14 protein-coding genes are annotated in these 13,192 nt (G+C 66.5%); 6 read left to right on the plus strand and 8 right to left on the minus strand.

Annotated elements, in window-relative coordinates; genetic code table 11:
* Positions 1-104 precede the first annotated feature (104 nt).
* Genes ASD07_RS27400 through ASD07_RS27410 form a run of 3 tightly spaced genes read left to right on the plus strand, consistent with a single transcriptional unit; the run spans position 105 to position 2,219 of the window.
* Positions 105-1,022, plus strand: a complete 918-nt coding sequence (locus tag ASD07_RS27400) for a S9 family peptidase (RefSeq protein WP_082507608.1) — start codon at positions 105-107, stop codon at positions 1,020-1,022.
* Complete coding sequence (locus ASD07_RS27405) at positions 1,022-1,468, plus strand: ATP-binding protein (RefSeq protein ID WP_055938168.1); 447 nt, start codon at positions 1,022-1,024, stop codon at positions 1,466-1,468. Before ASD07_RS27400 ends, ASD07_RS27405 begins: the two co-directional genes overlap by 1 nt.
* The gene (locus tag ASD07_RS27410; RefSeq protein ID WP_055938170.1) at positions 1,458-2,219 is read left to right on the plus strand and encodes a tRNA(His) guanylyltransferase Thg1 family protein; all 762 of its coding nucleotides are present in this window, start codon (positions 1,458-1,460) and stop codon (positions 2,217-2,219) included. The genes ASD07_RS27405 and ASD07_RS27410 overlap by 11 nt, the downstream gene beginning before the upstream one ends.
* An 11-nt stretch (positions 2,220-2,230) precedes the next feature.
* On the opposite strand, the gene ASD07_RS27415 is transcribed toward ASD07_RS27410, so the two are convergent.
* Both ASD07_RS27415 and ASD07_RS27420 read right to left on the minus strand, forming a co-directional pair.
* Positions 2,231-2,551, minus strand: a complete 321-nt coding sequence (locus tag ASD07_RS27415; protein WP_055938174.1) for a nucleotide pyrophosphohydrolase — start codon at positions 2,549-2,551, stop codon at positions 2,231-2,233.
* Positions 2,548-2,997, minus strand: coding sequence for a GNAT family N-acetyltransferase (locus tag ASD07_RS27420; RefSeq protein ID WP_055938176.1), 450 nt, complete (start codon positions 2,995-2,997; stop codon positions 2,548-2,550). The genes ASD07_RS27415 and ASD07_RS27420 overlap by 4 nt, the downstream gene beginning before the upstream one ends.
* A gap of 70 nt (positions 2,998-3,067) precedes the next feature.
* Between ASD07_RS27420 and pepN the strand changes: the two genes are divergently transcribed.
* Positions 3,068-5,731, plus strand: a complete 2,664-nt coding sequence (gene pepN / locus ASD07_RS27425; protein WP_055938179.1) for an aminopeptidase N — start codon at positions 3,068-3,070, stop codon at positions 5,729-5,731.
* On the opposite strand, the gene ASD07_RS27430 is transcribed toward pepN, so the two are convergent.
* Positions 5,728-7,596, minus strand: coding sequence for a bifunctional diguanylate cyclase/phosphodiesterase (locus ASD07_RS27430; protein WP_055938182.1), 1,869 nt, complete (start codon positions 7,594-7,596; stop codon positions 5,728-5,730). The two genes, pepN and ASD07_RS27430, sit on opposite strands and share 4 nt — an antisense overlap.
* 157 nt (positions 7,597-7,753) lie before the next feature.
* Here ASD07_RS27430 and ASD07_RS27435 point away from each other — a divergent pair, with 157 nt between their 5' ends.
* Positions 7,754-8,632 carry a CsgG/HfaB family protein gene (locus tag ASD07_RS27435; protein ID WP_055938185.1) on the plus strand — a complete coding sequence of 293 codons (879 nt, stop codon included), beginning with the start codon at positions 7,754-7,756 and terminating at the stop codon, positions 8,630-8,632.
* Positions 8,633-8,745: 113 nt separating this feature from the next.
* Positions 8,746-9,378 (plus strand): response regulator transcription factor, encoded by a 633-nt coding sequence (locus tag ASD07_RS27440; protein ID WP_082507609.1) that lies wholly within the window; start codon positions 8,746-8,748, stop codon positions 9,376-9,378.
* On the opposite strand, the gene ASD07_RS27445 is transcribed toward ASD07_RS27440, so the two are convergent.
* Genes ASD07_RS27445 through ASD07_RS27465 form a run of 5 tightly spaced genes read right to left on the minus strand, consistent with a single transcriptional unit; the run spans position 9,352 to position 13,189 of the window.
* Complete coding sequence (locus ASD07_RS27445; protein WP_055938188.1) at positions 9,352-9,969, minus strand: YoaK family protein; 618 nt, start codon at positions 9,967-9,969, stop codon at positions 9,352-9,354. The genes ASD07_RS27440 and ASD07_RS27445 overlap by 27 nt on opposite strands.
* A complete protein-coding gene (locus ASD07_RS27450; RefSeq protein ID WP_055938191.1) occupies positions 9,948-10,367 on the minus strand; it encodes a DoxX family protein in 420 nt (139 codons plus the stop codon). The genes ASD07_RS27445 and ASD07_RS27450 overlap by 22 nt, the downstream gene beginning before the upstream one ends.
* 1 nt (position 10,368) lies before the next feature.
* Positions 10,369-12,282 carry an amidohydrolase gene (locus ASD07_RS27455; RefSeq protein WP_229207307.1) on the minus strand — a complete coding sequence of 638 codons (1,914 nt, stop codon included), beginning with the start codon at positions 12,280-12,282 and terminating at the stop codon, positions 10,369-10,371.
* Entirely contained in the window at positions 12,279-12,536 is a 258-nt protein-coding gene (locus tag ASD07_RS27460; RefSeq protein ID WP_055938197.1) for a DUF1427 family protein, read from the minus strand. Before ASD07_RS27460 ends, ASD07_RS27455 begins: the two co-directional genes overlap by 4 nt.
* Positions 12,533-13,189 carry a hydrolase gene (locus ASD07_RS27465; protein WP_055938201.1) on the minus strand — a complete coding sequence of 219 codons (657 nt, stop codon included), beginning with the start codon at positions 13,187-13,189 and terminating at the stop codon, positions 12,533-12,535. The genes ASD07_RS27460 and ASD07_RS27465 overlap by 4 nt, the downstream gene beginning before the upstream one ends.
* Positions 13,190-13,192 lie beyond the last annotated feature (3 nt).

Consider the following 13,192-nt stretch of genomic DNA (forward strand, 5'->3'; position numbering starts at 1 on the left):
AAACCGAAAGCCGCGCCCAGGCTGGCGGCCCCAGCACCGCTTGTTGCCGGATTAGCCATCCCCACGCTATGCTGCTGGCTGTTCCGGACCTCACCGAGAAAGCCATGCACAAACTGATCCGCCATTCCCTGTGCGCCGCCGCCGGCGCTGCTGCCGTTGGCGCCTCCGCCGCGCCGGCCGACACCGTCGTCACCAAGCCAATGGACTTGCAGGACTACCTTGCGCTGAAGGGCCCTGCGCCCGACAAGCGGATCATGTACGGCACGGCGCCCAGCCAGTTTGTCGAACTGTTCAAGCCCGCCGGCCCCGGCCCGCACCCGGTGGTCGTGCTGGTGCACGGCGGCTGCTGGACCGTGCACTTTGGCGGTATCGAACAAATGCGCAATATGGCCGGCGCGCTGGCCAGGCAGGGCATCGCTGTGTGGAACGTGGAATACCGCCGTTACGACGAGGAGGGCGGCGGCTATCCCGGCATGTACCAGGACGTCGCCACCGCAGTGGACTTGCTGAAGCACGAGGCCAAGTCCAGCGCCCTCGACCTGGGCCGCGTTGTCGCGGTCGGCCACTCCGCCGGCGGCCATCTTGCGCAGTGGGCCGTTGCGCGCCACAAGCTGCCCGAATGGAGTCCCGCCTGGGCGCCACAGCCTTTGAAGATCGGCACCGTGATCAGCCTTGGCGGCCTGGCCGACCTGCGCAACGAAGCAGCCCTGATCCGCCGCACCTGCGACCGCGAGACGGCGCAAATCGCCGGCACGCCAAGCGCCCGGCGCCCCGACGTTTTTGCCGACACCTCGCCGGCCGAAATGCTGCCGGCCGGCGTGCGTACGGTGCTGATCCACGGCGAGCATGACGACATCTCGCCCACCGTCACCGGCGAAAACTACGCCCGCCGCGCGCGTGCAGCCGGCGACAGCGCCGAGGTCCTGGTACTGCCCGGCGGCAGCCACTACGACGAAGTCTCGGCCGACTCGAAAGCCTGGGCAATCGTCAACGCCCAGGTCAGGAAAGCGCTCGGACTCTGATGGAAGCAATCCTGTTTGTCGGCATCCAGGCCTCCGGAAAGTCGACGTTCTACAAAGAGCGATTCTTCAATTCCCACCTCCGCATCAGCAACGACCTGCTGAAAACGAAGAACCGGGAAAAGCTGATGTTCGCGCTGTGCTTTGACACGGGTATGCCGCTGGTTATCGACAACACCAATGCCAGCAAAGAGGTGAGGGCGCGCTATATCGCGCTGCTGAAGGAGCAGGGCTACCGCATCAAGTGCTACTACTTCAAGAGTGATCTGGAGCGGTCGCTCGAATGGAACGACCAGCGCCAGGGAGCCGAATGCATCCCCCGGGCCGGCATCTTCAGCACCCACAAGCGGCTGGAAATCCCCAGCCCGGACGAGGGCTTTGATGAGTTGTTTTACGTTGACTGGATAGGCGGCCAACGCGTCGTAAAGGAATGGAATAGTGAAGTTTGATGAACTCGACGAATCCATGCGCGTGTACGAAACCGCGCATGACCAGTGCGTCCTGCCCGGCATTTATATGGTCGCCCGCATCGACGGCCGGAGTTTTACGCGGCTGACCAAGGAGCTTGCCGGTTTCGAAGCGCCGTTCGACGTGCGCTTTCGCGACTTGATGATCGAAACCACCAGGCACCTGATGAATTGCGGATTCAAAGTCATGTACGGCTACACCGAGAGCGATGAAATCTCCCTGCTGTTCGACCCGGATATCAATGTATTCGGCCGCAAGACCCGCAAGTACAACTCCATCCTGGCCGGCGAAGCCTCCGCCAAATTCAGCCTGATGCTGGGGCAGTTGGGCGCCTTCGATTGCCGGATTTCGGAACTGCCGACGAAGCGGCTGGTGGTCGACTATTTCCGCTGGCGTAATGAGGACGCCCACCGCAACGCCCTGAATGCGCACTGCTACTGGATGCTGCGCAAGGAAGGCGTAGACCCCAACAGTGCAGCCGCAACGATCGCCGGCAAATCGCTGGCCGGCAAGAACGAGCTGCTTTTCAGCCGCGGCATCAACTTCAATGAACTGCCGAACTGGCAGAAGCGCGGCGTGGGCCTCTACTGGGGCGTCGAAGAGAAGGCGGGCTTCAACCCCAAGGACAATGTACCGGTCGTGTCGCAGCGCCGCGCAATCGTGACGGACCTGGAGCTGCCGATGCGCGGCGAGTACAGCACCTTCGTCGCCAACCTGCTGGAAAACGCTTAGCCCTGCCAGGCTTACTTATTCCGCGGCGGGTACTTGATCGCGTTGAGCTGGATTTTTTCCAGCGCCGCCGCGTGCAGGTCGACATCGAGCTTGTCGGCGATCTGCACCAGGTAAAGCAGCACGTCGGCCAGCTCCTGGCGGATCGCTTCCTGCTGGCCCTGCGCCAGCTCGCCGGCGCGGCCGGTCGGCAGCCACTGGAAATGCTCGGCCAGTTCGGCCACCTCCACCGACAGCGCCATCGCCAGGTTTTTCGGCGTGTGGTACTGCTCCCAGTCGCGCGCGGCGGCAAAAGCGCGGGTGCGCTCGCGCAGGTCGTGCAGCGCGTCGCTCATGCCGCCTTTTCCATGAATACACTCAAAGGATCGTCGCGGTAATCGCCATACGGTCCGCGTACCCGGTAGCCCAGGCGTTCGTACAAACCGATCGCTTCCGGCTGCGACGGCCCGGTCTCCAGCATGAACTGGCGGCAGCCGCGCGCCAGCGCTTCCGTCTCCAGCATGCCGAGCAGGCGCTGTGCCACGCCCTGGCCGCGCGCTGAAGGTTGCACGAACATGCGCTTGACTTCCCCGTATTCCGGCGTCACCACGATGGCGCCGCAGCCCACCGCCGCGCCATCGATATTGCGCGCCACCGCGAACAGCACATTGGGCTGCAGCAGGGAATTCATGTCGAGCGCATATACGCTCTCCGGTGGATACAGCGATAGCTGGTAGGCGTCCAGCAGGTCGATCAGGGCCACGACTTCGGGCTGGTTGGGGGTCTCGAGTTTGATGTCCATCGCCCAATGGTATCATCCCTGCGCCGCCAGACCGGGGTCGGTCCGGGGCGAGACATGTCTAAGGATAACCATGAAATCGCTAGTTCCTCACGCCATTACACTGGCAGTCAGTGCACTTGTCGCCACCAGCGGCATCGCGGCCGACAACAGCGCCGTCACCCCGCGCGCCGAAAACCCTTACCTGAGCCAGGTCGATGCCGCCGCCCGCTCCGCGCGCGTGTCGAATGTCGCCTATGTCCTCGACTTCACGCTGACCGGCCAGGAGACCTTCAGCAACACCACCACCGTCAATTTCGACCTGCAGGACAACGCGCAGCCGCTGACGCTGGACCTGGACAAGGCCAGCATCAAGCGCCTGGTGGTGAACGGCAAGCCGGTCGCCGCGCCGCAGTACAACAACTGGTTCATCACGCTGGCCGCCGCCGACCTGAAGGCCGGGCGCAACAGCGTGACCGTGGAATTCGAGCGCAAGCACAGCACCAACGGCGAGGGTCTGCACCGCATGGTCGACCCGGTCGACGGCCGCGTGTATACCTACTCGCACTTCGAGCCGGCCGCCGCGCACCAGATGTTCGCGCTGTTCGACCAGCCTGACCTGAAGGCGACCTACCAGGTCAATGTGAGCGCACCTGCCGACTGGACCGTGGTGTCCACCGCGCGCGAATCCAAGGTGGAAGACGTCGCCAGTTCGCCCGACACCAGGCGCTGGACCTTCCCGGTCTCGAAGATCCTCAGCCCGTACAATTTCTCGCTGCACGCCGGACCTTACAAGGTGTGGGAGGACGCCACCAGCGCCAAGTACCCGATGCGCCTGTTAGCGCGCCAGTCGGTGGCCGACCAGGTCGACCCGGCGCCATGGTTCGAATACACCAGGCAGGGCCTGGCCTGGTTCGACGACTATTTCGGCATCCCTTACCAGTACGGCAAATACGACCAGCTGCTGGTGCCGGACTTCCTGTACGGCGCGATGGAAAACGCCGGCGCCGTGACCTTTGCCGAACACTCCTTCCTGCACAAGGACAAGATGTCCAGCGCCGAGAAGCACGAGCTGGCCAGCGTGATCATGCACGAAATGGCGCACCAGTGGTTCGGCGACCTGGTCACCATGCAGTGGTGGAACGGCCTGTGGCTGAACGAGAGCTTTGCCTCCTTCATGGGCACCCTGGCCACCGCCGAAGCCACCGAATTCAAGGACTCGGCCTGGCAGTATTTCTACGCCCAGGGCAAATCGGCCGCGTACGTGATGGACCAGCGCGTCACCACGCACCCGATCGAAACCCCGGTGCCCTCGACCGCCAACGCCTTCGACAATATCGACGCCATCACCTATTCCAAAGGCGCCTCCACCCTGAAGCAGCTGCGCCACCTGCTGGGCGAGGAAACCTTCCGCAAGGGCGTGCACAACTACCTGGTCAAATACCAGTGGAAGAACGCCAGGCTGGATGACTTCATCGGCAGCCAGGCCGAAGCGGCCGGGCGCGACCTGGGGCAGTGGACCCAGGACTGGCTGTACCAGCCGGGCGTGAACACCATCACCGCCAGCTACAGCTGCAAGGCCGGCAAGGTCGACGCCTTCAGGCTGCAGCAGACGGCCGTGGCGCAATTCCCGACCCTGCGCGAGCAGCGCGTGCAGCTGGCCCTGATGCAGAAGACGGGCAAGCAGCTGACGATCTCCAGGGTGCTGCCGGTGACCTACAAGGGCGCCAGCACCGAGGTGGCGGAACTGAAAGGCGCCGCCTGCCCTGACCTGGTCTACCCGAACTACCAGGACTGGGGCTTCGTGAAAGCCAAGCTCGATACGCGCTCCTTCGCCACCGCGCGCCAGGACGTCAGCAAGGTGGACGACAAGCTGCTGCGCACCATGCTCTGGCACAGCATGTGGGACAACGTGCGCGACGGCGCGCTGCCGCTCAACGAATTCCTCGACACGGTGCTGCTCAACGCGCCGCTGGAAAAAGACTACGTGCTGCTGGGCGATGTACTGGGCAAGATGGGCCAGTCGATCCGCTACCTGCGCACCATGTCGAGCGACGGCGCCTACACCCGCACCGTGGTGGGCCGCCTGGAAAAGATGGCCTGGGCGCAGTCCAGGGCCAGCAAGGGCGACTTCCAGCGCCGCTGGTTCAGCGCCTACCTCGGCACCGCCGGCAGCCAGGAATCGCTGCAGCGCATCGCAGCCATGCTCGATGGCCGCGAAAAGCTGGCTGGCCTGACCCTGAGCCAGGACGTGCGCTGGGACATGATCGCGGTCCTGAACCGCAAGGATTATCCGGGCGCCGAAGCGCGCATCGCGGCCGAGCAGGCCAAGGACAAGTCCGACAGCGGCGAACTGGCTGCGGTGGCGGCGCAGGCTGCGCGTCCGGACGCGAAGGTGAAGCAGGAATGGCTGGCGAAGATCGGCGACACCCAGAGCAAGCTGCCGTTCTCGCGCATCCGCACCGCGATGCACGCGCTGTATCCGTCTTCGCAAGTGGCGCTCAATGAGCAAAGCGCGGCAGCCCGCCTGGCGCAGTTGGCCCAGCTGGACAAGTCGGCTGGCCCGGTCTTCATGCGCGATTATGCCGGCGCCATGATCCCGGCCACCTGCACCGCTGCCAGCGTGCAGCGCCTGGCCGACAGCGCGCAGGCCAACCCGGGCCTGAGCGCCGGCACCCGCCGTGCGCTGCTGGTGGCGCACCAGGAAGACCAGCGCTGCCTGGCGATCCGCAAAGCCTTGACCGTGAAGCTGAACTAAACCTGCACTTTGGTGGAGAGCGCGGCCTGCGCCGTCAGCAGGTCGAGCAGCGCCGGCAGCGGCGCCGGGCGGCCCAGCAGGTAGCCTTGCAGAGCATGGCAACCGTGGGCCGCCAGGAAGTCGGCCTGGGCCTGCGTCTCCACCCCTTCGGCCACCACCCGCAAGCCCATCTGGCCGGCCATGGCCAGGATGGTCTGCACGATCACCACGTCGCTGGCGTCGTCCGGCATGTCCATGATGAAGCTGCGGTCGATCTTCAGCTCATACAGCGGCATGCGTTTCAGGTACGCCAGGCTGGAATAGCCGGTGCCGAAATCATCGATCGAAAAGCGCACCCCGAGGTCGGCCAGCTGGTTCATGCGCGCCACGATTTCATCCATCCGGTCCACCAGCAGCCCTTCCGTCACTTCCAGGATCAGCAGCGCCGGCTCCATGCCCTGCTCCTGCAAGATTGTGCGCACCTGCTGCACGAAGTCGGGCTGGCGGAATTGCTGCGGGCTGACGTTGACCGACAGCGGCAGCGACAGTCCCAGCACCGCCATGCGCTGCTGCGCCAGGCAGGCCTGCTTCAGCGCCCATAAGCCGAGCGGCCCGATCAGCCCCGCTTCTTCCGCCAGCGGGACGAAGATGGCCGGCGCCACCATGCTGCCGTCGTCGCGCTCCCAGCGCATCAGCAATTCGGCGCCGTGCAGCCGTCCCAGGCAATCGAACTGCGGCTGGTACACCACGTGCAGCCGCTCCTGCTCGATGGCCTGGCCCAGTTCGCGCTCCAGCGTCAGGCGCCGTTCGAGCTCGGACTGCATGGCCGCTTCGAAGAAGGCAATGCCGTTGCGCCCGGCGCCCTTGGCGCGGTACATCGCCGTATCGGCTTCGCGCAGCAGGTCGTCGGCCTGCTGGCCGTGCTTGGGCAGCAGCGTGACGCCGATGCTGGCCGAACAGCCGTAGCCCTGGCCGGCGATCTCGAATTCCTGCGCCAGCGCGGCGCGGATCTTTTCCGCCACGCCCTGCGCGGCGCTGCTGGCCGCCGCCAGGTCCGGCGCCAGGTGCGCCAGCAGCACCACGAATTCATCGCCGCCGATGCGCGCCACGGTGTCGCTTTTGCGCACCACCTCTTCCAGGCGCTGGGCGGCCAGGCGCAGCAGGTGGTCGCCGGTGGCATGGCCGCGCGCATCGTTGATGGTCTTGAAGCGGTCGAGGTCGACAAACATCACTGCGCTGAACACGTGCTGGCGTTCGGAACTGGCCAGCAGGCCGGCCAGCCGGTCCAGCAGCAGGCGCCGGTTCGGCAGCCCGGTCAGCGGATCGTAGAAGGCCAGCTGCTCGCCCTCGGCCAGCGAGCGTGCCAGGTGGCGCAGCAGCACGCCGCAGCTCATGGTCAGGATGCCGGCGATAAACAGGTAATTCAGGGCCACGATGGCGGCGCGCACGGCGTGGTCGTCGGCCAGGCCCATGACTGCCGGATCGGGCGCCGGCGCAAAGCCGGTCAGCACGATGGCCACGGCGCCGGCCAGCAGCAGCCAGACGGCCGGCTTCAGCCCCACCAGCAGCGCGGCCAGGCAGGGCACGGCCAGCAGGTAGGTGTGCGCCACCGGGCCCACCTGCAGCATCAGCGCCACGCCGACTGCAAAGGTGATCAGCAGGAATTGCATGGCGCGCAGCGGGTAGGACACCACCTCCTGCAGCCGCCACAGGGCCGCCAGCCAGGACAGCGCGACCAGGTCCACCACCACCACGCCCCACAAGCCTTCGCGCAGCGACTGCGCGATGCTGGGGATGGCCGTGGCCAGGCCCAGTACCAGCACGACCTGGACCAGGCGGGCAAAGATTTTTTCGCGCCAGTGGGTGATCTGGTCGGGGGCAGCCATGCGCTTGCTTCCTTGCTCTAAGGAACCTTGATAGTACGCCCTATGGCGCCCCGTGTCACCGCCGCCGGCGTAGCGCGTGTGTGACTATTTGATAGAATTTTTGATATGCCTTTCTTATAAAATCGGCCGTTTCATTCAATAATTAGGGGATCTCCGTATGAAGACCAAACTGTTCGCGGCCGTGGCGGCCATGGCGCTGGCCGGTTGTGCCGGCACCCAACCAACCCTCGGCGGCGGCAGTACCGTGGCCACCGGCAGCGCCGGCGGCGCCACCGCCGCCAACGCCAGCACCCAGCTGGAGAAATGCGACCGTCCGCTGGGCACCCTGTCGGTGGTGGAAGACCGCAGCATGCCGTGGTTCCAGCAACTGAGCCAGTACAAGCTGGGCTCCACCACCCCGGTGCTGCGCATGATGATCCAGCAGTCGAACTGCTTCGTGGTGGTGGAACGCGGCGCGGCCATGGACCATATGATGGGCGAGCGCGCGCTGGAAAAGTCCGGTGAAATGCGCGCCAACAGCAACTACGGCAAAGGCCAGATCGCGGCGGCCGACTACACCATGAGCCCGACCATCACCTTCAGCCAGAAAGGCACCTCCGGCGTCGGCGGCGCACTGGGCGGCCTGGGCCTGATCGGCAGCGTGGCCGGCATGGTGGCCGGCAATATGAAGACCAATGAAGCGTCGACCATGCTGCTGATGATCGACAACCGCTCCGGCGTGCAGCTGGCGGCAGCCGAAGGCAGCGCCAAGAACACCGATTTCGGCATGTTCGGCGCCATGTTCGGCGGCGGCGCGGCAGCCGGTGCCGGCGGCTACACCAACACCCCGGAAGGCAAGATCCTGGTGGCGGCCTTCATGGATTCGTACAACAACGTGGTGCGCGCAGTGCGCAACTACAAGCAGCAGGAAGTAGCGGGCGGCCTGGGCACCGGCGGCGCGCTGGGCGTGCAGGGCGGCACCACGGCGGCGTCGCAGCAGCCGGTCGCTGCGCAGTCGCAGACCCCGTCGTCGAAAACCAAGGCCAAGAAGAAGTAAGCGGCCATGCTTGCCGGGCGTACGCTACGCCCGGCAAATTGCCAGCAGCGCCTGGCATTGCTATAGTGCTCCGTTGCAGTCCTGCGCGGAGCTTTTCCTTGAACACCCAGACCATTCCAGACACCGCCGCGCCAATCCGGGTGCTGCTGGTGGACGACCATCCCATGCTGCGCGCCGGCCTGGCCGATGCCATTGCCGGCCAGCCCGACATGCAGGTTGTGGCCGAAGCCGGCGACGGCCAGCAGGCGATTGCCGCCTGGGCCTCGGTGCGCCCCGACCTGGCCATCATGGACCTGGCCATGCCCGGCATGTGCGGCCTGGAGGCGCTGCAGGCGATCCGCGCCCGGTTTCCGGCGGCGCGCATCGTGATGCTGACCACCTTCGGCGGCGACGCCCAGGTGCGGCGCGCGCTGCAGGCCGGCGCCAGCGGCTTCCTGCTGAAAAGCAGCCTGCGCAAGGAGCTGGTGGGCATGATCCGCGCCGTGCACGGCGGCCAGCGCTACATCTCGCCGGAAATCGCGCAGCAGCTGGCCAGCCACCTCGGCGCCTCCCTGCTCAGCGAGCGTGAAGTCGAAGTGCTGCAATGCGCGGCGGCCGGCAACGCCAACAAGCGCATCGCCGTCCTGCTGGCGATTTCCGAAGAAACGGTGAAGGCGCATATGCGCAGCATCCTGGCCAAGCTCGATGCCAACGACCGCACGCACGCCGTCACCATTGCCCTAAAGCGCGGCATTATCGCTCTTTGACAGCAGCGCCATCGCCAGCAGCAGTGCGATGGCCGGCAGCAGGCCGACCCCCATGCCCCAGCGCGAAGCCAGCGCACCCGTCACGCAGCCCGCCGCAAACGCCAGCACGCCGCCGCCCAGCGCCGCCAGCGCCGGGCGCTGCTCGCCGCCGGCGCGGTCCAGGCAGTCGATCACCAGCTGCGTGACGTTGCCCGTCATGACGGTGCTGGCCGGCAGCTTCGCCAGCAGCAGCTTGCCGTAGCCGTTCTGCGCGCCCATGGCGGCGGCGCACAGCAGGCCGGCCGCCATGTCCCAGCGCGCCGCGGCGGCCGCCGCCAGCAGCAGCGCCGCCTGCAGCACGTGGGCCGGGCGCAGGGCGTTGGCGCCGCCGCGCTGGCGCCGGCGCACCAGGGCGCGCACCGCGACGATGCCGGCCACGAAGGCGGGGAAGGCGAGCAGCTTGAGCAGCACGTCATTGCCCGGCGCCACCAGCTCCCTCCCGAGCAGCACGAAGTTGCCCGTCACGTGGGCCGTAAACAGCCCGTGCAGGGCCACGAAGCCCAGGGTATCGACATAGCCGCCCAGGAAACTCAGGGTCGTTCCGCGTGCCATGGCCCCCCCTTGCCTGACTTGGCCGCCAGGTCATGCCAGGCCACCAGCAGGAAGCCGCCGGCCAGGCCCAGGTGCTCGTAAAAGCTGTTGGCGGCCATGAAGCGCTGCATGCCCGCCATCTCCCAGTAGCGGTTGGCGATCAAGCTGGCCGCCACCGTGAACAGGGCCAGCCAGGCTGCGCCGAGCCAGCGCAGGCGCCCGCTCAGGACCATGGCCGCCGCCCCCAGCTCGCCGCCGATCACCAGCAGCGCCAGCGGCGCCGCCGGCTGCAGGCCGAAGTGCTGCATTTCGCCGACCGCGCCGCCGAAGTCCAGCAGCTTGTTCAAACCGCCCTGCAGGTAGGCCGCGCATAGCAGGAGCAGGGCCAGCCAGTGCAGGACGCGTAGCGGGCGCGCCACGTCACACCGCCCAGCAGGAGCAGCCCAGCGCGCCCCAGAACGACTTCAGGTCGGCGATCGGCAGGGAACGGGTCCACGCCGTGGCGTGCTGGTGGCCGTGCATGCCGCACTGGCTGGAGCAGGCGCAAGCCGCCGCCGCTGCCATGGCAGCCGTGCGCGCATGCCCGGCAGTGCCGCCCTGCGCCGCGCGCGCCGCGGCGCCCGGCAGCGTGCCCCAGGCGCCATAGCCGCCATACTGGCGCACTGGCGACCAGTCCGGCATGGCGGGCGGCATGGGCGGATCAAACGCGGCAAATGGCCCGGCGCCGTACACCACCTTGCCGCCGACCACGGTCAGCAGCGAGGTGGTATCGGCAATCTCGTCCTCCGGGCAGCGCAGGAAGTCGCGGTCCGGCACCATCAGGTCGGCCAGCTGGCCGGCCGCGATGCGTCCCTTCTTGCCTTCCTCGTTGGAGAACCAGGTGACGTTTTCGGTCCACATGCGCAGCGCCGCTTCACGCTCCAGCAGGTTGCGCTGCGGGTAAAGCCGCATGCCGCCCACCGTGCGCCCGGTGCTCAGCCAGGACAGCGAGACCCACGGGTTGTAGGACGCCACGCGTGTGGCATCCGTACCGGCCGATACCTTGACGCCCGATTCCAGCATGTACTTCACCGGCGGCGTCGCCTCGGCCGCTGCCGCGCCGTAGCGCTCGACGAAGTACTCGCCCTGGTACGCCATGCGGTGCTGCACCGCCACGCCGCCGCCCAGGGCCGCGATGCGGTCGATCGACTGCGGCGAGATGGTTTCCGCATGGTCGAAGAACCAGTGCAGGCCATCGAGCGGCATGTCGCGGTTGACCTTCTCGAACACGTCCAGTGCGCGCGAGATGGTCTCGTCATAGGTGGCGTGCATGCGCCACGGCCAGCGGTTCTGCACCAGGATGCGGATCACGCCTTCCAGGTCGTCTTCCATATTGGCCGGCATGTCCGGGCGCGGCTGGCGGAAGTCTTCGAAGTCGGCGGCCGAGAAAGTCAGCATTTCGCCGGCGCCGTTGTGGCGGAAATAGTCGTCGCCCTGCTGGTACTTGCTGCTGGCCGCCCAGTGCAGGAAGTCGTCCTTTTCCTGTTTGGGCTTTTGCGTGAACAGGTTGTAGGCCAGGCGGATGGTCAGCTCGCCGGCATCGGCCAGTTGCTGGATCACCTGGTAGTCCTCGGGGTAGTTCTGGTTGCCGCCGCCCGCGTCCAGCGCGCCGGTCACGCCCAGGCGGTTCAGCTCGCGCATGAAGTGGCGCGTCGAGTTGAGCTGGTATTCCGGCGGCAGTTTGGGCCCCTTGGCCAGCGTGGCGTACAGGATGGATGCATTCGGCTTGGCCAGCAGCAGCCCGGTCGGATTGCCGGCGCTATCGCGCAGCATCTGGCCGCCCGGCGGCTCCGGCGTATCACGGTTGTAGCCCACGGCGCGCAGCGCGGCGCCATTCAGCAGGGCGCGGTCGTACAGGTGCAGGATGAAGACCGGCGTATCGGGTGCCGCGGCATTCAACTCCTCGATGCTCGGCAGGCGCTTTTCCACGAACTGGTGTTCGGTGAAGCCGCCCACCACGCGCACCCATTGCGGCGCCGGGGTGTTTGCCACCTGGGCGCGCAGCATGGCCATGGCGTCGGCCAGCGAGCGTACGCCGTCCCAGCGCAACTCCATATTGAAGTTCAGGCCGCCGCGGATCAGGTGCAGGTGGTTGTCGATCAGGCCGGGCAGCACGCGCCGGCCTTGCAGGTCGATGACGCGGGTCTGCGCACCGGCCAGCGGCAGGATCGCGCGCGCCGCGCCTACATGGGAAAAACGGCCGCCGCTGACGGCGACCGCATCGGCCTCGGGCTGGCTCTTGTCCAGCGTCGTAAAGCGGCCGTTATGGAGTATCAGCTCCGGTGCAGCAGTCATTGCGTGTCCTCCTTCTTGCCGGCGCATGGCAGTTGGCCGAAACAATGCGGCTTGACCTGTCCATGCAGCCAGGATACCTGCTGTTGCTTCGGTGCCAGCCACTGGCGAACCAGCGGCGGCACCTGTTCTCCCAGCAGGATGCCGAGCAGTCCCACCAGCGCCACCACGGGCGGCGCCGGCGAGCGCACGTTCAGCACGCCGTACAGGATGCCGGCCAGCAGGCCGGCACCCAGCGAGAGAAGATAAATCTTCACTGGCCTTCCTTGGCGTGGAACATGGTCTGCGCGTAGATGATGCCCAGGCCGTAGGCGCCGCCGAATTTCTTGGCGATGCCGGTGGTCAGTTCATAGGTGTCGGTACGGGCCCAGTCGCGCTGCAGTTCCAGCAGGTACTGCAGCGAAGTCATCGGACGGGCGCCGGCCTGCACCATGCGCTCCATGGCGCGTTCGTGCGCTTCGGCCGAGACGTCGCCGCAGGCGTCGGAAATCACGTACACCTCGAAGCCCTGGTCCAGCGCCGATAGTGCCGGGCCGACGATGCAGACGCCGGTCCACAGGCCGGCCAGCACGATGCGCTTTTTGCCGATGGCGTTGACGCGCCGGATCACGTGCTCGTCTTCCCAGGTGTTCATCGAGGTGCGGTCGGTGATTTCCGCGCCGGGGAAGGCATCCTTGATCTCGTCGAATACCGGGCCGGAGAAGCTCTTCTCGGCCACGGTGGTGACGATGGTCGAAACCTTGAAGCCGGCCGCGGCATGCGCCACCAGGGCGGCGTTGTTACGCAGCTGCACGGCGTCGATCGAGTGCGTGGCGAAGGCCATCTGCGACTGGTGGTCGATCATGATCAGGGTGTGGTCTTGCGGCGTGAGCAGCAGGGCGCCGGCGGTGGCTTTGGCAGTAACGGTCATGTT

The sequence above is a fragment of the Duganella sp. Root336D2 genome (assembly GCF_001425005.1).
Classification (GTDB): domain Bacteria; phylum Pseudomonadota; class Gammaproteobacteria; order Burkholderiales; family Burkholderiaceae_D; genus Rugamonas.